Origin of the sequence: Blastopirellula sediminis (assembly GCF_020966755.1) — a bacterium.
GTDB lineage: Bacteria > Planctomycetota > Planctomycetia > Pirellulales > Pirellulaceae > Blastopirellula > Blastopirellula sediminis.
This window is the reverse complement of the sequence record NZ_JAJKFT010000004.1, coordinates 807,285-827,082: the sequence shown is the minus strand read 5'-3', so window position 1 is coordinate 827,082 and position 19,798 is coordinate 807,285. Positions and strand designations below refer to the sequence as shown.

Genomic DNA, 19,798 nt, shown 5'->3' with positions numbered 1-19,798 from the left:
TGGCTCGCATCGCCTCGTCGCAACCGTCGCCATGCAGATATTCGAATTCTCATCATTCCGTCCTACCACTCCGGGGTCCCAAATCCCAAAAAGGAGGTCAGGCGTTGGGAGTTGGTCGCTTTTCGTGTGTACAGCCCTAGCCCTCTGTAATCCCGCTGTCGGTATACCTACCAGGAGCCGTTTGCCTGGGCGTTTGCCGCCGTTCTACGGGGCTGTTGGCCCTCTGGCTGGTACACAACTCTGCCAAGGCTCCGAGCCGCTGCAAGGGTGCGAAATAGACCATAGCGTAAACTGGCTACAATTTTCTAATATTGTGTCTTCCTAGTCATGGAAGGCGTTCTTGGTTAAGTAAATGGTTGTTAAGCACGCGGTTGACGTCGTCGAGGAGCGTTTTGATTTCAGCGGCGTCGGCAGCAATTCGAGTTGTGAACTCCACGTCGCCGATGTTGTTCAAAAATTCATTCAACGCGTTGTTGACTAACGTCAGCTCCTCCTTGGTCATCTCGATCGTCGCTCTTCCTCTTTCAATGTTTTTCTCGTTCACGAGGAGATCTCCGAGTTAGGCCCTACTCACTTCACTACGAGGGCATTCCAATCTCTTCTCAGTCGGGTTTATTTCTGCATCTCTAGCCATCCAACGACGGCGTTTTTGTCACCCTGCTGTTTTGGAGTGGTATTGCTTTCAAAAAACTTGATGGCTTCCTCTTTTGTGATGTCCGTGCGACTTGTGCCACCGACCCAAACGTTGAATCCAGAACCATTCGGTTCGGCTCTCAGTTCTCCTTTTGTGATTCCGACTGGACCGATTCTCATATTTTTTCCTCTCATCTTAATAGTGTCATCAAATCGTTAACCATTCCGCCGGGTGCCACTGGGCTTAGCCAGTGTCTTCTCTTGAAACTCACTCACAGTTTAAGGGAAGCTATGTCGCTCGGTCGTCACCTTTCATGGTTGCCAGCCGCATTCCCTCGCTTGCGCAGCGGGCTAGTGTTTTACCCAACTCCCCGATCCAACATCCGATAGTTGATCGCTTCGCTAATATGCGGAATATCAATATTCGTCGCCCCATCCAGATCGGCGATCGTCCGGGCAGTTCGCAAGACTTTGTCGTGAGCACGCGCGGAAAGTCCAAGGCTGTGGACGCTTTGTTTGAGTAGCGCGACGCTCGCCTCGGTCAGATGGCAGAACTTGCGGATTTCGCGCGATGACATCTGACCGTTGTAGCGGGTCTTGCTGCCGATGAAGCGGCGGGCTTGGATTTTTCTCGCTTCCATGACCTGAGCCCGCATTTCTTCGCTTGAGATGCCGGGCGTTTTCGCCGAGAGTTCGGCGAACGGGACGGCGGGGACTTCGATTTGGATGTCGATGCGATCGAGCAGCGGACCTGAGATCTTTCCAATGTACCTTTCCACTTGCGGGACGTTGCAGTGGCAATCGCGGCGGGGATCGTTGCGATAGCCGCACGGGCAAGGATTCATCGCGGCGACCAGCATGAAGTCGGCCGGGAAGGTGGTGCTGCGCGTTGCTCGGGCGATCGTCACATTGCCATCTTCCAGCGGCTGCCGCATCACTTCGAGAGTGCGGCGCTGGAACTCAGGGAGCTCATCTAAGAAAAGAACTCCGTTGTGTGAGTGGGAAATCTCGCCCGGCGATGGTGGATTGCCGCCGCCGACTAAACCGGCTTCGCTGATCGTGTGATGCGGCGAACGGAAGGGACGCTGCGTCAGCAGCGGTTGATTGGTCGGTAGTCGCCCGGTGACGCTGTAGATGCGGGTCGTTTCGACCGATTCGCTGGGAGTCAGATCAGGCAAGATCGACGGAACGCGTTTCGCGAGCATCGTCTTGCCGGAACCAGGCGGGCCAACCATCAGCAGGTTATGGGCGGCAGCGGCGGCGATCACCAGCGCTCGCTTCGCCATTTCCTGGCCGCGGACGTCGGCGAAGTCGACTTCGTAGCTGCTATACTGGCGGAAGTATTCTTCGATCCGCGGCGGCACCGGCTCGATGTCGATTGCGCCGGAGAGAAAGCCGACCGCTTCGGTCAGCGAGCGGACCGGGATCGCTTCGATCTCTTCGACGACCGCCGCTTCGGCCCCGTTCTCGGCCGGCAGCACGATCCCCTTCAAGCCCATCGCGGCAGCTTGCATCGCATGGGAGAGAGCCCCTTTGATTGGCCGCATCGATCCGTCGAGAGCGAGCTCGCCCACCACGGCGTAGTCGGCGAAACGCTCGGAGCGAATCTGCCCGCTCGCCGCCAAGATGCCGAGCGAGGTCGGCAAGTCAAACGACGCGGCGTTCTTCGGCAGGTCGGCCGGGGCCATGTTCACCACCACGCGATCCTGCGGACGCACGTAGCCGGAGTTGACGATCGCTCGTTCGATGCGGTGGATCGACTCGCGAACGGCCGCCTCGGGGAGCCCGACCATCACGGTCTTGGGCATCGACGTGGGGGAAATGTCGACTTCGATGTCGACCGGAACAGCGTCGATCCCCAGCAGCGAAAAGGTCCGAAGTTTTGCGAGCATCGCGCGACCGCCCTCAAACGACACCCGCCGATCGGGCGGGAACGCAACCATTCTGGGGAATGGCGGCGGTAGATGCAAGCGCTGGGGTGTTTTTTGGGGGAAATTGGTTGGCCGAATCGACGCTTCGAAGACATGCTCATCCGGCGAAGACGCCGCAAGAGCATGGCACCAAGGGGATTGATTTAGTCGTCGAACGGGATTTTTACGGGGTGGCCTAGCTCGCGCTGCATGGCAATCAGTTCGTCCTTCGACATGTTCTCTTTGGCGTGTTTGCCGAAGATGTCGAGCTTGTACTGTTCGATCAGTTGGCGATACGGGATCAGACTCTCCGGCGGGACGCGATTGCCGGTCAGTTGGCAGTAGCGGTCCCACGTGACGTTTTTCGAGAGCTGTTCAAAGTCGTCGAAGAGATTGACGGCGAGCCCCTCATAATGAAAGACGCCGGGCGCCCTGGCTTCGATGGCGGCGGCGATGCGATCGCGATCGCACGGATGGGTGTCGAAAAAGCCGGTCCGCTCTTTCTCCATCGAGGTGCGAACCTCCTGCTTCACCTCCTCCGGCATATGTTGCAACTGCACCTTCAAAAAGGCGGTGATGTCGTCGACCATGGCGCCTTGCTGAAAGACGGCCGAGAGCAAGTCGACCGTCAGCCCATAGGCGGCGTTGACCATTCGCATGCGATGCGAGGTTTGCTGGAACGCCGCGCTGCCGGCCAGGCGAATCTCGTACTGGTCGGCGTCGTATTCCATTTGCCGCAGCAAGAAGCTGGAGGCGACGTTCCCGACGTGCATCAAGATCCACAGGATCGTCCGCACGATCCAGATGAAAAACATAAACAAGAACACGAGGATCCCGATCCGAAAATCGCTGGTGCGGGCAATATGCCACAGCCAGGCGTCGTATTCGTCGCGCTCGTACGAGACCCGCGCGAACCAATGACTGATCGAGCGCACGATATAGGTCAGCCGCATCCCGGCGCCTTGGCTGAAGTGGCCAAACTCGTGGGCCAATACGCCGGCGAATTGCCGCGTCGTGAGCCCGGCCGCTAATGGAACGCCGATCGTCAGGACCAGGTCATTCCCGCGGATGACGCTCCAGAGGCCGCTGCGAAAGCGGGCCGACGCGTTCATTTGATCGTCGACGTCAATCCGGGTTGGATAGGGAGCGCCGACCAACTCGCAGATCTTATAAACGAACTCAAACAGCAGCGGATCGCTCTTCTCGGTCAGCGAACGAGTCCGATGGATATAAGCGGGGCGAGCGAACAACGGTTTGATCAGAAAAAAGATCGCCGTGCAGACGATCACCGGCGGTATCACGAAGAGGATGCCTCGAACAATCGTGACGAAGTAGTCGTGATTGGGATGATTCCATGAGTCGGCGCTCTCGTACCACGCGATTGCGGAAAGGCCCACATAGAGACCAACTCCGCAGGCGAGCGTTCCAATGATCGCGAGATAAACCATCGGCAGCGCGACCATCACGACCGAGACGATCGCCGCACTGGCGACATACGTCGGTTTGACTTCGGGGCGTTCAAATTCGCCTTTGAACGCTCCCATCACCTCGTCGCGACGCTCCTGGTCGTTCCGCTTTCGCTTCGGCGGGGCTTCCGGCACTGGTTTTTCGGCGGTTGCAGCGGCGGCCGCCAGGCCAAGCGAATCGGCATTGCGATTGAGAGCGCCAGGGCCAGCCGGCATCACGATTGGCGCAACGACATTGGGGGCGGCCGAAGAGGCGGTCGCCGAAACAGAGGCGTCAGCCGGCGGGATCTGCGTGATCTCGCCGCACTTGGGGCACTTCGCCTTTTTTCCCTGCTTGTCAGCCGAGACGTTAAACGCCGACTGACAACCGTTGCAGCGAAACTGAATCATCAAGGGGAGGCCTGCTAGAAACAGGAGGCTCGATCGCGCGGCGCGGTTCGCCGCGCGACCGAACTCCAAATGACGTCGTCAGGACCGGGCCGCTTACTTCAAAGCGGAATAGTCCGTGGGAACCATCATGGTGCTTTCGACCTTGGTGACGATCGGGCCGTCTGCTTCCGAAGCGTCGCGCATCTTGATCCATTCCGGATCGCCGCGGAACGAAGCCCACGACTTTTTGGCGTCGGCGTCATCCTTGTGAGCGACGACGTAGATCAACAGCCCCGGTGTGTCGGTCGGTTCAAAGTAGAAGATGTGCTGCATGCCGGCCTTGGTGAACAGGTCGAGTTCGCCATCCCGAAAACGCTGATGCAAGTTCGGCAGGCGTCCTTCGGCGCAGGTGTACTTCCGCAGTTCGAACAACCGGGTGTTCGAGCCGTTTTCCAGGTCATGCGGCGAGAAGTCGGTTTCGTTCATGTAGACCGATTCGGCCTTCGAGACGATCTTGCCGTTTTCTTCCGAAGCGGCCTTCGCCTTTTGCCAATCGGGATCGGCGCTGAAGGCGGCCCAGCTCTTTTTGGCGGCGTCGCGGCTCTTGTGCTGCAGGATGTAGATCAGGGTGTTGTCTTTGAGGGCCGGATCGGTCGGCGTCCAGTAGCCCATGTTCTTCATGCCGTGCTTCTCGAACAGCTTCACGGTGTGATCGCGAAAGCGGGCGTTCAGGTCGTCCAACTTACCTTCGTTGGTCGTATAAATCCGAAGTTCGTACACAGGCGTCTCTTCCGCATGGGCGAGGGAGGCGAAAGCGAAGGTCGCCAAGGCGGCGGACAGGAACAAAAGCGATTTCATGAGCAAGTTTTCCAGATCGCAAATGGGGGCACGGAAGGAAATGAGATGGGGCGGGTCTGATTTTAATCGAACCAGACAGGGCAAGTCGACCATTTTCGGCCAGATTCGCCCCACTCTGGCGTTTTGGCCCGAACCTGAACGGTAGGGAACGATACAATACAAGATGCCGCGAAAGTAGAACGGATAGTCGCTGGTCGTCGCTCAAACCCGCGGGTAGCGACGACGAGAGGAAAGTCCGGGCTCCGGAGGACAGGGCGGTCGGTAACGCCGACCGGTCGTGAGGCTAGGGAAAGTGCAACAGAAAGCAAACCGCCGAAGTCCCGTCAGGGGCTGGTAAGGGTGAAACGGTGCGGTAAGAGCGCACCAGCGGGCGAGGCGACTCGTCTGGCTAGGTAAACCCCGCCCGGAGCAAGGCAAACAGGCAGGAGAATCGGAGCGGCGCAAGTCGCGCCGATTCGCGGTTTCGTCCGAACCGTTATCACTGCCGGGTATGCTGCTAGAGACGTCGAGCAATCGCCGTCGTAGAGGAATGGCTATCGGCCGCGTCACAAGCGCGGTTACAAAACCCGGCTTATAGTTTTACTTTCGCGGCGTTTTTTATTTGTCTTTAACTTCGATCTTCACGCCGACGCCGTCGTTATCGGCGTCGACTTTCTGAATGATCTCGGTCAACTTCTTTTTGGCGGCGTCGCCGATTTCCTTGATGCCGACGCTCGCCGAGTTGGCCATATCTTTCTCGTCGATGTTTTCCAGGACGAGAGTTCCCTTTTCGACAGCCGCTTTGCCGAGCGGAGCGGTCGCTTCGATGATTCGATCGAGCTTCGCTTCAGTCCGCTCGGCGGCGCCGACGACGCGTTCCAACTTGCCTAAAACTTGATAGCCGAAAATGGCCGCTCCCACGACCAACAACAGCATCAAACCAACCAGCATGTTTTGACGCGTCTCGCTCATCACGGTCACTCCTTGGCCTGGGCTGCGATGTAGTTCGACAGCTGACGTACGTTGTCGGCGAACGTTTGACTTCGAATTACGCCCGAGGCGTTTTTGATTTTGGGAAAGTTTTTCGTCGTACCTTTTTCGACCCACGCGCCCCGATCATCCATGCTGGCAATCGCCGCGGCGACTTCCGCTTCGGAATAGCTGGCCTGTTTTTTCGCTTCGCCCGCTTTTAGCTGGTCGAGCGTCTTCGTGCTATATCGCTCGTATTCCTTCGACAGCGAGTCGAGCTTCGACTCAATCGTGAAACTGTAGTGCGTCGGCACGTCGCCGGCGTCGTAGGTCAACTGATAGTCTTTCGTGAAGTAGAGCGGACGATTTGTTTTCAATTCGTAAAACCTGGCCAATTTTCCGTCGGGCGATTGCGATTTCTTCAGATAAGCGAGCGCCGCTGGAATCGGCTCCAGGTACTTCTCTTCCCCCGTTTCGCGGTAAAGCTGCATCAGCGTCGTAATCACTTGCTGCGATTCGCCGCCGCTGATCGCCGGCGGTTCAAACTTGCGATCCCAGACCGGCTGCATGTGCTCGTTGTATTGCTGCGCCCAGGCCGGCTGCGGATCAGGCATTTGGGCCATGATCAGGAAGTCGCCCCCCTTCTCCGCCGCGGCGAGATACTTCTTGTCGCCGTAGACCGTGTGAGCCAACAGGAACAAGTCGATCAAGTCGGCGGTGACGTCGTCGTTCAAAAAATACTTGCCGGTCCAATCGTTCAGCCATTTGCGCGACCATTCGTTCGGATAGCTCGCTTTGATGACCGGAAAGGTTTCCTTCGAGACCGGCGTCGGGTATTCGGTCCAGTTTTGAGGCCAACCGCCGTTGGGGCGCTGCGCCGCGATCAACGCATCGAGCCCGAACGTCGCCGCGTTGTGAATCGCCGGCAGGTTCTGCTTGTTCGCTTCGTCCAAACGAATCAAGAAGTGGAGCGCACCTTGCGTCGTGTTGTCGTCGACGGTCGTTCGCGTCAGTTGCTTCTTCGCCGGCTTGATATGGCGATAGGCGAACGCCCCTTGCTTCTCCGGATTCGTTTCGATCGAGTAATACCAGCCGCCAGTTCGCATCTGACCGGTCGCGAGAATCTGCCCCGCTTTGTTGGCGGCGTCGAGATAGAACTTGTCGCCGGTCGCCGCGTAGGCGTCGAGAAACGCTTCGCCGATCGTCGGCGTCCCCGGCGGCTGCACCCAAATGGTCGTCGTGCCGGCGGTCTTCGCTTCTCCTTCGCTCAGCGCCAAGTCGCCGCTGTATTGCCAAACGAAACCGCCGCCGACGCCGACCTCTTCAAAAAAGAACTCGCAAGCTTTACGGAGTGCGGCCTTCGCGGCTGCGACGTCGGGCTCTTTGGCAGAAACGTCAGCAGAAGGAAACCAGATACCAATGACAACCAACAGCAGCAAGATTCTGTTCATTCAACAAACTCCGGTGGGGGCACGAGCAAGTTTTTCTAATTCTGGGCTGCGCCATTGCCGCACACAAGCAATCCGTAGCGATTTACGAGGCTTTCTGGATCGATATGCCAGCGGCCAGATAGCCAAGAAATGAGCAACGCCCGCGTGGTAAGCGGGCGTTTGAAGCTGGCGATCAAATGATAGCGAAGATGGCCGAGAGAAAGCGCCGCGGCGGTTTCTCTCACGCGTATGAGTCGGTGACCCCTACATGGTCGCGTGATGCGTCCGGGCGGAGAGAAAGGCCTCGGCTTTGCGAAGGGCCATTTCTACGGAATCCAGCGCGGAGATCGGCTGCGAGGAGGACATGCTTGGGTCACTGGCCGTGAACTCGGCGTGACAGTGTTGGCAAGAGACGTTACGACCAAGGTCGTTTATCCGCACCTGCAGCCGCCGACCGCAGGTCGGGCACTGCTGAATAAAGTAGGTAACGATCGACATCACGGAGTCTCCTACTGCCGCAGAACAATCTCGCCCACTGACGATTGCCTGCGATTGTAGAAAAGTCTGTTCTACTATTCAACAACCCAAATTAACAAAGCGAAATTAATTTCCTTTCACAATGGAAGAGAGGGAGCAAAAAGCGCACTAATGAAGAAGATCCAAACTTGTGGGTTAGACGCATTGCACCGGTTCTAGCGTCTGTAAGGACGGAAGAGTGCGATAACTAATGGAGAAATCAGACTTTGCGACTCCCCCCTATTTTCCATTTGCAAGCTAAAGTTTGGAAAGAGAAAGGGCCGAGCATCGGGTTTCCTTCTACGATGCTCTTACAGATATCTGCCGCAAAATGTTCCGTCGCCACCTTCTACAATTCGGATGCGCGATAGCGCTTTTCTCGGCGCTTGCCGATGCCGATGCGCAGAACCTGGCGATTCGCGAGAAGCCCTCGTTTGATCAGGTGGAACAAGTAGCTCGGCGCCACTTCCTCTCGATCCGCGGCTTCAACGAAGACCAGCTGCTGGTAGAAAGCGAAGTACGCGAATTCCTGCCGCAGCTACGGCAACTTGGCTGGTGGACGTTTCCCTGGCGACGCATTCCGCGTCATAGCCTGGCCGATAACCAGTTCATCGTGAACCTGGTCTACGTCCGTCGTCCTCCGGTACAGCTCGCCAGTCGCATCGCTTCGCCGGAGCGAGTTTACAACCGCATGGAGCGACTCTCTTATTCGCCGATCGGCCGTATTTTGTTGTTGGAGCTGGTCCAACGCGAAGACTTCTACACAGCGATCTTAGAAGATCCAGAAACGCTTTGCGCGGAGAGCGACATTCTCTCGGAACTGGACGTCGTTGACGCGATCAAGCAACTTCGCCTCGACGAACCGACCGGCCGCGTCTACACGCTTCAGCAATTGGTCGATTCGCTCAGGCAAGAATACTTCGCCGTCAACTAAGCCGACCAGCCGTCGGCTTACAGAAATCGCGTTTTCTAGCGAACGCGTTTGGCCGACTGAATCACAACCGACTCGACCGGCAGGCTCGGAAAGCCTTCGACGTCTTTCACCGGAGCGGCGGCGATCTTGTCGACCACGTCCATTCCTTCGACCACTTCACCAAAGACGCAATAGCCGTACTTCTTTTCATCCTCTTCGACATGATCCAGATTCGGATTGTCGGCCAGATTGATGAAGAACTGATTGGTCGCGCTGTGAATGTATTCCGGGTCGCGGGTCATCGCGATCGTCCCGCGAACGTTCTTCAGGCCGTTCGCCGCTTCGCTTTGGATTTCGCTGCGCGTCGGATTCGCTTGCAGGTCGGCCGTAAAAGCGCCTCCCAGGATCATCGAGCCCGGGGCGACGTAATGGAAGATCGAACCGTCATACTGCCCCGACTCGACGTAGTTGTTCAGAAAGTTGTCGACGGTCGCTGGCGCCTTTTCAGCGTTCAAACGAATGCGAATCGCTCCGTAGTTGGTCGTCAGAACCACTTCCGGATGGCTTTCGCGCTCTTGCGGCTGATACGTGTCGGCCATCCCGCCCGATTCGACCGAGACCGGCGAGCCGCTCAGCGATTCTCCACTGCCGCCGCTGGAAGATCCGCCAGCTTCGATCGAAGCCGCAGGCGGACTCGTTTCGCCGCCGCATCCGATGGCGAACAAGCAAGAGAGGGAGAGAATCGACAGGATGAAGCTCGGATACGAACGCATTTCTAAAACGCCTCCATGCGCGCGGGAATGCTGGCAAACGTTGCTGGCGTCTATCTTTGGAGTTTTTGCTATTTGACGCAAGCTCGCTTTTTCGCGAAGCCAAACCGTTTGGATGCGAAACAATTGACCGATCAAATCCAGCCGAGATATTCCTGATAGCGATAAATCCAGGGATGAACCCACGGATTGAGCGCCGGATAGGCGGCCGATACGGCCGAAATCAACAGTAGGAGCGCCGCTAGCCAGCGGGCCCAACGTCGCTCGGCACACCAATCAGCGGCCGGCCGCAACATCACCAGCCAAAGCGGGATCAGCCAAAAGAGCCAGCGAAAGCCGGAGCAGACGCCGCCATAGTTGCGATCTTTGAGCGGGCGAAAGATATAAAACAAGACGCATACAATCGTCAGCGTCCCGATCATGATCGTCACGTCGCGCCACTGGCGATCGTCGCTGCGCAGCAGCATCACGCCGCCGACCACCGCCAAGATCCAGATCGGCGTCAGCGAAAAAACGCCATAGTTTCCGACCAACATGTTAAACGCATAGACAAGACGCGACGGTTCGCCGAGATCGACCCCCTTCTTCACGCCGTCACGCCAATAGGTATCGGCGTAGTCGTACCAACTATCCCAGGTGCGGATCTCGATCACGTCGCCTACTTTTTGCAGCGCCCAGCGGCGATCGACAATTGCGTCGTCCAGCACCCAACGATCTCCCGCTTCGCGGACTTGCAGTTCCGGCGTTTCCGAGAGATTGATTCCTTGCGCGGCGAACGTTTCGCGAACGACGGCGGGGACCTTGGCCTCATTCAACTCGCTCGCAGCTTCGCCGGCGACGTTCGCATCCAACTGGGCGATCGCCGGGCCATCGCTTCGATGTGCATACGGCGGCTTCCAACTTCCGTGCGCCCAATAGGTCGTCCCAAACGAAGCGGCGGCGACGATCAACGCCCCCGGCACTCCGAACACAAGCGTCTTCATTGGCGCCTTGAGCAACAACGCAAGTCCAAGCAGCCCCAACAGCGACAGCGCCGGCAAGTCATTCGCAGCTGCAAATGCGGAGGCCAAACCGGCGCCGAAAAAGAGCCAACTCTCGCGCCGTCCGTCGATCCAGATTCGCAGACCAAAATCGATCGCCACCATCGTCGCAGCAGCGGAGACCAAGTGATTGTTGAGCGTGATCGCAAACGTCGTCAGAAAGGTTCCAAATGCGGCCGACGTGATGATAAAGATCCGTCCCCAGTCGCTTTTGCCGTAACGTTCGACCATCGAGACGAGTGACGCGAACATCACCAGCAACAGGCCGACGTTCGTAATCACCAGCATGATGCGGCCGACGTAGAAGGGATAACTCCCCAGCGACAACCCCAGCCCGTGCTTGATGACCCAATATTCGCCGGCCAACATCACCGCCATCAGCGGCGGCTTGCTCGAATAGTAATGTCGCTTGCCGTCGGCGCCTTCGTGATAAACCTTGTCGATCGAATCCCAACGGCGATCGGCGATCACGTCGTCAATTGCGAACGTGCCGTAATCGACCAGCGAACGAATCGTCGCCCAGCGACTTCGATCATTGGCGCTCATGAAGGGATGCTTGCCATGATTGGCCGACATCTGGCCGATACGGCCGATGATCGTGCCGACGCTCACGGCGATCAGCAAAACGTAAATCGCCAGGCGCAACTGTCGGTTCGCGTCGGTCATACGGTCGAATCAGAGTTAGTTTCAGGAAGTTTGGTATAGCCGGCCGTTTCGGAGATCGAATAAGGCGCCTGGCCGCGAGAGTTCTGCGCCGTGATCAGTTCGGCCAGCAGACCGACCATCAGAAACTGCGTTCCCAGCAGCAGCGACGTGATCACGTAGAAGATCATCGCCGTTTCATGAATATGAATCGGGTTGAGTCCCAAACCGGGAATTCGGGACAAGCACCACCAAAGCGCGAGGAACACCATGCCCAAGCCGCCAAAGGCGAAAAAGGCGAGCCCGATCCCGCCGAGCAAGTGTTGCGGGCGCTGTCCAAAGCCGGTGATGAACTTGACCGTCAGCAGGTCGAGAAACCCTTTGAAGATCCGGAAGAAGCCGTACTTCGATTGGCCGAACTGTCGCGCCCGATGATTGACGACGATCTCGCCCACCTTCCAACCGCGCGCGGCCGCCAACACCGGCACGAAGCGATGGAGTTCGCCGTACAAGCGAACTTCGTCAAAGATCTCGCGGCGATAACATTTGAAGCCGCAGTTGTGATCGTGCAGTCGGACGCCGGTCAGCGTGCTGACCATCCAGTTGAAGATCCGCGACGGCAATACCTTGTGCCAAGGATCGTGCCGGACTTGCTTGTAACCGCTGACGACGTCGAACCCATTGGCGACTTGTTCCAGAAAGCGCGGGATCTCTTGCGGATCGTCTTGCAAGTCGGCGTCGAGCGTCAGAACCAGGTCGCCGCGAGCGGCCCGAAAGCCGGCGTCCAGCGCCGCCGCTTTCCCAAAGTTGCGGCGAAAACGGATCGCTTTCACATGCGGATCGCTCTCCGCCAATTCCCGCTCGACCGCCCATGATCCATCCTTCGAACCGTCATCGACGAAGATGATCTCCATCTGATAACCGTTCGCAGCGGCGACTTCGGTGATTTCGCGATGCAACTGACGAAGACTGTCCTCTTCGTTGTAAACGGGAATGACGGCGGAAAGACGCAAGGATTCTCTCGTTTCTTCTCGATCAGCCAGACGTCGCGCTAGCGAGCGATAGGCGGGGTGGGAACCGATTCGTCGACCGCGGCGTCAGCCGCTTTGCGTCGCGAAAAGGCGAAAGGCAAGACATATAGAATAATTGAGAATACGATTTCCGCCACCATCCAGGAAACGCGCAGCAAGACCGCCCCCACAACGGCAACCGGGCGACCGAAGACCGGCGCGGTCAGTTGCATCAGGATCAGTTCACGAATTCCAAAGCCGCCCGGCAACAGCGAGACGAAGCCTGCGATCATCGCAAGAGCGACGGCCGAGATCAGCAGCGGCAGCGCTGCCCACGGGTTTGTCATCGCCGCGTCCGCCCCTGGGATCGCTTGCATCGCCGCCAAATAGCTAAGTCCCATCAGGCTCCAAGCGATGAAGTAGGCGAACCACCCAATTCCCATCAAGCGATAGTTCAAGCCTTGCATATGATCTTCGAGCCGCGGATTGAGTCGCGTGACCCGCAAGACGGTCACCACCTTGCGAAAGATCGACGGCAACGTCGGCACGAACGCGCAAATTCCCAACGCCGCGGCGATCGCCAACAGAATCAACTGCTCGCGAAACAAAACGGCCAGGATCACGCCCGAGTAAGCGGCGCCGACGGCGATCATCGTCAGCGTTTCAATAAATACGGCGACGACGGCGACCGTTTTCTCAACATGCTCGCCCTGCACCAGGCTCGTTCGCAGCACGACCACCATCGCTTTGCCGGGGACGTACTTGCCGAGATGGCCAATAAAGAAGGCTCGCACCGCTTTGCCGTAGCTCGGCTTTTGCCCCAGCGCGAGGAGCACGAAATACCAATAAGAGGCCATCGGCAGCGAAGCTAATGTGTAGATCGCGCCGGCGGCGACGAGCCAGCCCCACTGAATCGGGCCGACCGAATCGCCATGGGTGCGCATATCCTGCACCGCCTTGGAGATGTTGTACCAGACCCCTACGACCACCACGATAAAGATGACGATCTTCGCCGCCAGCGTCAGCCAGCTTTTCCAGGATCTTTTCGGGGACGGTTCAGGCACCGGCAAACTCGACTCAGGTAATTTCTAGGTAACAATCGGGGGTTTATTCTGTGCGGAAACGGTTTTTGCCACAAGCGCAGCTGCGGGCAAGCGAATTTCGGTCTGATAAAATGTGCCTCGCACTCGCGATTTTCCCCATTTGCCATTCTAAACGATGGAATCGCCTCGTATGACTTCGCCGAAAATGTTCTCCTTCTGGGCGCTTCTGGCCATCGTCGGCATCGCCGCCTTTTTCACCTACCAGGTAATGTCAATCTTCCTGGTGCCAATGTTCCTGGCCGCCATCCTGGTGGTGATCTTCCGCCCGGTCCATGACTGGATGCTGGAAAAACTGAAAGGACGCAACGCCCTGGCGGCCGGCGCGACGACCCTGGCCATCTTGCTGATCGTGCTCGTCCCGTTGATTGGCATCTTCTCGATGGCGATTAAGGAAACGATCGACTTGGTCCGGAGCGACGACCAGCCGAAGGTGGAAGTCCGGCTCGATCGGCTCCGCAACCGAATGGGACTGACGATCCCCAACCCTCCCCTCTACCACCAGATCGTTGAAGAACTGGACAACCTGATCGAAACGCCCCCAACCGGACGATCGGCGGATGCCGCGACCGCATTGATCACACAATTGCGGACCGATCTCGACAAATATCGCGAGGATCTGGGGGAAGCGACGGTCCAAGAGATCGAATTCAACCGTGGATCGGACCTCGAAAACCGGGATCAACTGATCGCTGACGCCCGAGCCGGAAACATCGAGCCCGTCGCCGCGGTCGTGTCCGGCGCCATGACCTTCCCGACGCTGAGCGGTGATGTGATCCAGCGGTGGCGCGGGATGCTGGAAGGAATTGATATCGCCAACGCTCAGCTGGGAGAAATCGTCGACGCCGTCCAGAAAGAGCAACTCACCCCCGGCGACTTGATCTTCTCTTCCCGAATGGAAGATGTCCGATCGTCGCTGCGGCGCCAAATGGTCGCCTATCTCGGCGGTCAGCCGATGGCGACCTTGCGGCTCTACGCAAATCCAGGCGATAGCGAAGCGTCACGTTTGCAGGCCGTTGCGATCGATCGCCTGGAAACGTACGTCTTGCCGGTCACCGGCGCCGGGGCGAAGTTTCTCGGCAGCCTGGTGCTGGGGCTCGGCATTTTGATCCTCAGCTTGTACTACTTCTTCTATGACGGCCCGGCGCTGATCAGCGCGGCGATGCGACTTTCTCCACTCGAGGATGAATACGAACGGCAACTGATCGAAGAATTCAGCACTGTCAGTCGGGCCGTCGTGCTGGCGACCTTGCTATCAGCGCTGGCGCAAGGAATTTTGGCCGGCATCGGCTTCTGGTTCTGCGGGCTCGAGTCGGTCTTCCTGCTGATGTTCCTCACCATGACGCTGGCGATGGTCCCCTTTTTGGGCGCCGCGTCGGTCTGGGTGCCGGTCAGCATCTGGTTGATCGTGGCGGAGGAAAAGATTGCGGCTGGCGTAGGATTGGCAATCTACGGGGTTGCGGTCATTTCGCTCGTCGACAACATCATCAAGCCGTTCGTTTTGCACGGCCAATCGAAACTTCACCCGCTGCTGGCGCTGCTATCGGTGCTTGGCGGCGTCTCAGCACTCGGTCCGATCGGGATTTTAGTCGGGCCGATGTTGGTCGCTTTTATGCAAGTATTATTGAACATGTTGCGAGGAGAGCTCGTAAAAATGGCCGAAGCGGAATCCTCGAGCGAGACAAACTTGAGGAAATCCTCTTAACGGCCAGGGATTGCTGTCAAATGTCGCTTTCCTGTTTCCGGCATTCTAGTTACGATGATGCCGGCAATTTTACGCCAGTGCCGTACGAGGAGATGGAAACGTGTACGCCGCCGCTCTATTACTTGCAACCGCCGCCGTTGGAGTCGACACCGGCTGGCAGCCCGCTCAGGATGATCCGCAGAGCGTGCAATACATCATTCAAATTGAGCCGGAAGTGCTGAAGAAGATGCTGCGCGACGGCACGCCGATCGACAGCATCGTTCCGCCTGATGTGCACGGCGGCGTGATTCGTTGCTTCCGCGTACAGCTGGGCGAAGACGAACTTCCGCGCGAATTGCCGGAAGTCGCCAAAGCGACCTACGAAGCGCCGGTCGAAGCGGAAAACACCGCCACCATGCGCAAGGTCGAAGCGGAAGCGCTCCAGCTGAACCCGGCGCCCGATACTCGCAGCACCGTCTCCTCGGCGACTCCTCCGCTGAACGCGCTCGCCGCCGACGTTCCGACTCCTCGCTATTCGAATGCCTTGACTCCCGGCGGCTCGACCTATTCCAGCGGCGGCACTCCGCTGAACCCGACGACTCGCACCGCCAATGCGGCCGACGCCAATCCGTCGCTCAGCGGTTCGACAAGCAACTTCTCGATCCCCGGCGGCAGCACCACCACGCCGGTTGGATCGTCGACGCCGACCAGCCGTTTCAACCCGACCGCGACGACTCCGAACACCGCTTCGTCGTCGACCTATCCCGGGACCAGCTACTCGGGTACCGCGACCAGCAATCCGAGCACCGAGTATCCGAACTACACTTCGCCTCCGCTCAGCAACCTGAACAACACGACCGTTCCGCTGGGCGGCAATACCAGCAGCGCCAGCGACAACAACTACGGTCGCTATGGCGACGCGTACGCCACGCCGAGCAGTGGAACAACCTACAACAGCGGCAGCAACAGCTACTCGTCGAACCTCGGCAGCGGCACGACGAACAACACTGGCTCGTATAACAACAACACCGGTGGACTGACGCCGATCAACAGCACTCCCCCGAGCCAAAACAACAACACGCAAAACAACAGCGGCAGCTATGTTCCTCCTTCGAACAATCAGCAGCAGCCCAACAACCAACAACAGCCCAATAACAACAATTATCAGCAGCCGAACCAGAACTATCAGCAGCAGCAACCTTACCCGATGCAGCCGCAAGTTCCGTACGGTCAGCCGAACTACGTAAACGCCTATCAGCCGCCGCTGGCCAATCCTTACCTGCCGAACATGGGCTACCCGGCGCAGTACAATCCCTACCTCGCGGCGCTGCCTGGTTTCGGCACGCCGGCCCTGACTCCTCCGGCCCAGCAGCCGGCCGCTCAGACTCCGGCCCCGGCGCCGCAAACTCCGGCGCCTTCGCCGAGCGATCGCACGACGCGTGAATTGGAAGATGAAAAGGCAAAGGTGATCGCCACCGAAAGTCGCCCCTGGTTGATGATGGTGACCATCGCCTTCCTGTCGCTCGGCTTCAACTTCTACATGGGCTGGATGGTCATCGACTTCCGCACCAAGTACCGCGACATCCTGGCCGGCTTCCGCGAACTGAAAGCGGCCAACTAAGCCGCAAGCGAAACACGCTCAAACAAAGAAGACGCCCTTCGCGGCGTCTTTTTTTGTGCTTGGACCGAAGAACAGGGACCAGTCTCTTTTTCGCCGCTCGACTCGCAAGAGGCCGCACGGCGTTCTCGCGAAAAGGAGCCCCAACCCCTTTTCTTCCGCATGCCGTCGCCGATCGCCCTGATATAAACCGTTTTTCTGTTTCTTGCGTTCTTCTGCCTTGCGCCCCTGTTGCAAAATTAACGCTCAAAAGTAGCGCAGAAATTGCCGAATTCTGAGCCCTTTGGCAGCGAATCACCCCGTGAAACGACAACCGCATTGCTAAGATGGCGTTTTCACTTGGCGCACGAATAATCGTTAAACGCAACGTTCGCGGCGCCTCCTCATGCATGCCCCGCTTCGTTTCGTATCTCTCTGGTAAATGAGGTTTCCATGTCTCTTTTGACGCACAATCTGCGTGCTTCTCTGTTGGCCGTCGCTGCGATTGCGACGCCTGTCTGCATTCTGTCGCCAGCCGCGTTTGCCGCCGATGCGGCGCCTGCCGCCGTCGAAGCGGAAGCGGTCGTTGATTTTGATCCGGCGACCTCCGACGACGTCGCCGCGCTATCGGCCCACATTGATACGCTTCGTCGCGAGCTGGGCGGCCTGAAAGGGACGGCCGAAGAGCGCAAAGCCGGCTTCGTTACGCTAATGGGCGAGATGACCGTCACCTGCCAACGGATCATCGACCTCAACGCCACCGGAACGACGCTCGCCAAGGCCAACACCTTTAAGATCGTCTCGCTCGGCGCCATCTCCGGCGCGACCGGATCCGACGAAGACAAAGCCGCCTTCGACGCCGCGATCGACGAAGGTCTCGCCAGCGAAATTTCTGACGTCGTGCAAATCTCCATCTACCAATTGCTCGACGGTCACATCCGCGGCCGCATGACCGGCAAAGAGCTTGACGTCGACCAGATGCTCGCCGACGCCCAAAAGAAGATCGCCATGGACAAGCCAGGCGTCCCCGGCCTGATCGCCGCGAAGATCATCGCTCCTTACTTCATCGGCGTGAATCGCCCGGAAGGGGTCGAGATGCTCGCCAACGCGATCGAGCTGAACGCCGACTCCGATAATCCCGCGATTCAGTCGGCCCTGAAAAAGGTGGAAGGGCTCCATCGTCGTTCGACCATCATCGGCAAGCCGCTCGAACTGAGCGGCACGATGCTCGACGGCTCGGAACTTGACTGGTCCGCCTACCGCGGCAAGGTCGTCCTGGTCGACTTCTTCGCCACCTGGTGCGGACCGTGCCGCGCCGAAATGCCGCACGTCCTCGAAATGTACGAGAAGTACAAGGGCCAAGGCTTTGAAGTTCTCGGCATCTCGCTCGACGATTCGAAAGAAAACGCCGAAAGCTACATCGCCGAAATGAAACTTCCCTGGAAGACGATGCTGCCGGTCGAAGAATCGGAGCGCGGCTGGAACCATCCGCTGGTCACCTACCTCGGCATCGACGGAATTCCGCAAGCGATCCTGGTCGATCAGGAGGGGAACGTCATTAACCTGAACGCCCGCGGCGACAAACTGACCAGCGAACTAAAACGTCTGCTCGACCCGGCCCCGGAAGCTCCCGCCGCCGCAGCCGATAAGACGTAACGAAATCGTAGGGCAGGCCACGCCTGCCAACGAAAAAGCGATCGCAAGCCCGCGTTTCCCTCACGAAACGCGGGCTTTTTTGTGCGCACTTAGGTACCATCAAGCGAGTCCCTCCTTCGCGATTCGCCTATCCAGAGAGCAGATCGATGAACCGACTCGTTTTGCTGCTACTAGCGCTAGTCTTCGTCCATGTCGTCGAGAACCGCGCATTCGCTCAATTCGGCGGCGGAGCCCCTCAACCTCAGCCTCCCGTTTTTGGAGAGCCTGACGAACATGGCGAACGTTACGTCACCTTCATGACTTTCTCGGCTCGCGATCCGGTTGTCGGTCTTGTCAGCCCCGATCTCTTTCCGGATAGCCAAGAGAATCTCGGCGAGAAGATGATCGAGTACGAACACCATCGATTCATGACGATCATTGGCCCTGTCCCGCCAGGAACCTATCGCTATCGTTTCACTTCCGATCGTCCTGGCGAGTGGCGGAAGTTTCGCTTTCCGGAAAAGACGCCGATGGACATGCGCGACGTGGCGCACGGGGTCGTCGCCGGCATCAATTACTACAGTCCCTATCAGCGAGCGTTCGTCCAGTTCCACGTCTACACGCCGCCGGGCTACGAAAAGAACGACAAGTCATACCCCCTTCTCTACATCTTCTGCGGAGATCGCTCCTACTCGAGCGAGGCGTGGGGCGAACTCAGTCGAGTCAACCTGATCCTGGACAATCTGATTGCGGAGGGCAAAGCGCAGCCGATGGTCGTCGCGATTTGCAGCAATCCGGACGCTCGCTTTGCCTACAACAACCTCTTTCGCAACGAACTTCGCGAATACGTCGAAAAGAACTACCGACTCCTCCCCGGCGGCGAACATCGCGCGCTATTGGGGAGCTCGATCCTCGATCTCGCCTTCCAAGAACAGGGAAAGTTCGCCTATGTCGCCAATCTCAACGCCGCCGCCCCGTACTTTCCCTTCTTCAGCGAGGATCAAGACGAGGTCGAGACCTGGGAAAAGCACCACCAGCGCCAACTTGCTGACGCCGATTGGAAAAATGAAATCCGACTCTTCTGGTTCGGATATCGCCAAGGCTTCAAAGAATCGGCCAACGTCGATCAACTTGGCCTGCTACTCACGCAGAACAACTTTCCAGTCGAAGTTTATCGCTCTGACAAAGTAAACTACTGGCAAAATCAACGCGATTACCTCATCGAGCTGTTGCCGAAGCTGTTTCAGGCAAGCGAGAATTAAGGGACGGCAAGACCC

General features: G+C 58.0%; 16 protein-coding genes and 1 other RNA gene. 6 read left to right on the top strand and 11 right to left on the bottom strand.

What is annotated here, in order from left to right:
• Positions 1 to 325 precede the first annotated feature (325 nt).
• The 4 genes from LOC68_RS07060 to LOC68_RS07045 form a co-directional block, all read right to left on the bottom strand.
• Positions 326 to 544 carry a hypothetical protein gene (locus LOC68_RS07060; RefSeq protein ID WP_230217152.1) on the bottom strand — a complete coding sequence of 73 codons (219 nt, stop codon included), beginning with the start codon at positions 542 to 544 and terminating at the stop codon, positions 326 to 328.
• Positions 545 to 992: 448 nt separating this feature from the next.
• The gene (locus LOC68_RS07055; RefSeq protein WP_230217150.1) at positions 993 to 2,525 is read right to left on the bottom strand and encodes a YifB family Mg chelatase-like AAA ATPase; all 1,533 of its coding nucleotides are present in this window, start codon (positions 2,523 to 2,525) and stop codon (positions 993 to 995) included.
• Positions 2,526 to 2,707: 182 nt separating this feature from the next.
• Complete coding sequence (locus LOC68_RS07050; RefSeq protein WP_230217148.1) at positions 2,708 to 4,399, bottom strand: M48 family metalloprotease; 1,692 nt, start codon at positions 4,397 to 4,399, stop codon at positions 2,708 to 2,710.
• Between the two features lie 93 nt (positions 4,400 to 4,492).
• Positions 4,493 to 5,236, bottom strand: a complete 744-nt coding sequence (locus tag LOC68_RS07045; RefSeq protein ID WP_230217146.1) for an NIPSNAP family protein — start codon at positions 5,234 to 5,236, stop codon at positions 4,493 to 4,495.
• A 171-nt stretch (positions 5,237 to 5,407) separates the two neighbouring features.
• Here LOC68_RS07045 and rnpB point away from each other — a divergent pair.
• An RNA gene (rnpB, locus tag LOC68_RS07040) (RNase P RNA component class A) lies at positions 5,408 to 5,826 on the top strand.
• Between the two features lie 7 nt (positions 5,827 to 5,833).
• Here the strand turns inward: rnpB and LOC68_RS07035 are convergent.
• From LOC68_RS07035 to LOC68_RS07025, 3 genes are all read right to left on the bottom strand, one after another.
• A complete protein-coding gene (locus LOC68_RS07035) occupies positions 5,834 to 6,187 on the bottom strand; it encodes a hypothetical protein (protein ID WP_230217144.1) in 354 nt (117 codons plus the stop codon).
• Between the two features lie 5 nt (positions 6,188 to 6,192).
• Positions 6,193 to 7,635, bottom strand: a complete 1,443-nt coding sequence (locus tag LOC68_RS07030; protein WP_230217142.1) for a pectate lyase — start codon at positions 7,633 to 7,635, stop codon at positions 6,193 to 6,195.
• Between the two features lie 243 nt (positions 7,636 to 7,878).
• Positions 7,879 to 8,112 carry a response regulator gene (locus tag LOC68_RS07025; protein WP_230217140.1) on the bottom strand — a complete coding sequence of 78 codons (234 nt, stop codon included), beginning with the start codon at positions 8,110 to 8,112 and terminating at the stop codon, positions 7,879 to 7,881.
• 349 nt (positions 8,113 to 8,461) lie between these two features.
• Between LOC68_RS07025 and LOC68_RS07020 the strand changes: the two genes are divergently transcribed.
• Complete coding sequence (locus tag LOC68_RS07020; RefSeq protein ID WP_230217138.1) at positions 8,462 to 9,064, top strand: hypothetical protein; 603 nt, start codon at positions 8,462 to 8,464, stop codon at positions 9,062 to 9,064.
• Between the two features lie 35 nt (positions 9,065 to 9,099).
• Here the strand turns inward: LOC68_RS07020 and LOC68_RS07015 are convergent, their stop codons facing one another.
• The 4 genes from LOC68_RS07015 to LOC68_RS07000 form a co-directional block, all read right to left on the bottom strand.
• Complete coding sequence (locus LOC68_RS07015; protein ID WP_230217136.1) at positions 9,100 to 9,816, bottom strand: peptidylprolyl isomerase; 717 nt, start codon at positions 9,814 to 9,816, stop codon at positions 9,100 to 9,102.
• A gap of 131 nt (positions 9,817 to 9,947) precedes the next feature.
• Complete coding sequence (locus LOC68_RS07010; RefSeq protein WP_230217134.1) at positions 9,948 to 11,519, bottom strand: hypothetical protein; 1,572 nt, start codon at positions 11,517 to 11,519, stop codon at positions 9,948 to 9,950.
• Positions 11,516 to 12,508, bottom strand: a complete 993-nt coding sequence (locus LOC68_RS07005) for a glycosyltransferase family 2 protein (RefSeq protein WP_230217132.1) — start codon at positions 12,506 to 12,508, stop codon at positions 11,516 to 11,518. Before LOC68_RS07005 ends, LOC68_RS07010 begins: the two co-directional genes overlap by 4 nt.
• Before the next feature lie 38 nt (positions 12,509 to 12,546).
• Positions 12,547 to 13,569 (bottom strand): lysylphosphatidylglycerol synthase transmembrane domain-containing protein, encoded by a 1,023-nt coding sequence (locus LOC68_RS07000; protein ID WP_230217130.1) that lies wholly within the window; start codon positions 13,567 to 13,569, stop codon positions 12,547 to 12,549.
• A 169-nt stretch (positions 13,570 to 13,738) separates the two neighbouring features.
• Between LOC68_RS07000 and LOC68_RS06995 the strand changes: the two genes are divergently transcribed.
• The 4 genes from LOC68_RS06995 to LOC68_RS06980 all read left to right on the top strand — a co-directional run bounded on the left by LOC68_RS06995 (position 13,739) and on the right by LOC68_RS06980 (position 19,783).
• The gene (locus LOC68_RS06995) at positions 13,739 to 15,310 is read left to right on the top strand and encodes an AI-2E family transporter (protein WP_230217128.1); all 1,572 of its coding nucleotides are present in this window, start codon (positions 13,739 to 13,741) and stop codon (positions 15,308 to 15,310) included.
• Between the two features lie 100 nt (positions 15,311 to 15,410).
• Entirely contained in the window at positions 15,411 to 16,910 is a 1,500-nt protein-coding gene (locus tag LOC68_RS06990; protein WP_230217126.1) for a hypothetical protein, read from the top strand.
• A gap of 429 nt (positions 16,911 to 17,339) precedes the next feature.
• A complete protein-coding gene (locus tag LOC68_RS06985; RefSeq protein ID WP_230217124.1) occupies positions 17,340 to 18,542 on the top strand; it encodes a TlpA family protein disulfide reductase in 1,203 nt (400 codons plus the stop codon).
• Between the two features lie 146 nt (positions 18,543 to 18,688).
• The gene (locus LOC68_RS06980) at positions 18,689 to 19,783 is read left to right on the top strand and encodes an alpha/beta hydrolase (protein ID WP_230217122.1); all 1,095 of its coding nucleotides are present in this window, start codon (positions 18,689 to 18,691) and stop codon (positions 19,781 to 19,783) included.
• Positions 19,784 to 19,798 lie beyond the last annotated feature (15 nt).

Excerpts from the sequence above, each read along its gene's own strand:
- LOC68_RS07045 (WP_230217146.1), bottom strand. The coding sequence starts at position 5,236 with ATGAAATCGCTTTTGTTCCTGTCCGCCGCCTTGGCGACCTTCGCTTTC.
- LOC68_RS06995 (WP_230217128.1), top strand. The coding sequence starts at position 13,739 with ATGACTTCGCCGAAAATGTTCTCCTTCTGGGCGCTTCTGGCCATCGTC.
- LOC68_RS06985 (WP_230217124.1), top strand. The coding sequence starts at position 17,340 with ATGTCTCTTTTGACGCACAATCTGCGTGCTTCTCTGTTGGCCGTCGCT.
- LOC68_RS07035 (WP_230217144.1), bottom strand. The coding sequence starts at position 6,187 with ATGAGCGAGACGCGTCAAAACATGCTGGTTGGTTTGATGCTGTTGTTG.
- LOC68_RS07020 (WP_230217138.1), top strand. The coding sequence starts at position 8,462 with ATGTTCCGTCGCCACCTTCTACAATTCGGATGCGCGATAGCGCTTTTC.
- LOC68_RS07050 (WP_230217148.1), bottom strand. The coding sequence starts at position 4,399 with ATGATTCAGTTTCGCTGCAACGGTTGTCAGTCGGCGTTTAACGTCTCG.
- LOC68_RS06980 (WP_230217122.1), top strand. The coding sequence starts at position 18,689 with ATGAACCGACTCGTTTTGCTGCTACTAGCGCTAGTCTTCGTCCATGTC.
- LOC68_RS07015 (WP_230217136.1), bottom strand. The coding sequence starts at position 9,816 with ATGCGTTCGTATCCGAGCTTCATCCTGTCGATTCTCTCCCTCTCTTGC.
- LOC68_RS07025 (WP_230217140.1), bottom strand. The coding sequence starts at position 8,112 with ATGTCGATCGTTACCTACTTTATTCAGCAGTGCCCGACCTGCGGTCGG.
- LOC68_RS07030 (WP_230217142.1), bottom strand. The coding sequence starts at position 7,635 with ATGAACAGAATCTTGCTGCTGTTGGTTGTCATTGGTATCTGGTTTCCT.
- LOC68_RS07010 (WP_230217134.1), bottom strand. The coding sequence starts at position 11,519 with ATGACCGACGCGAACCGACAGTTGCGCCTGGCGATTTACGTTTTGCTG.
- LOC68_RS07055 (WP_230217150.1), bottom strand. The coding sequence starts at position 2,525 with ATGCTCGCAAAACTTCGGACCTTTTCGCTGCTGGGGATCGACGCTGTT.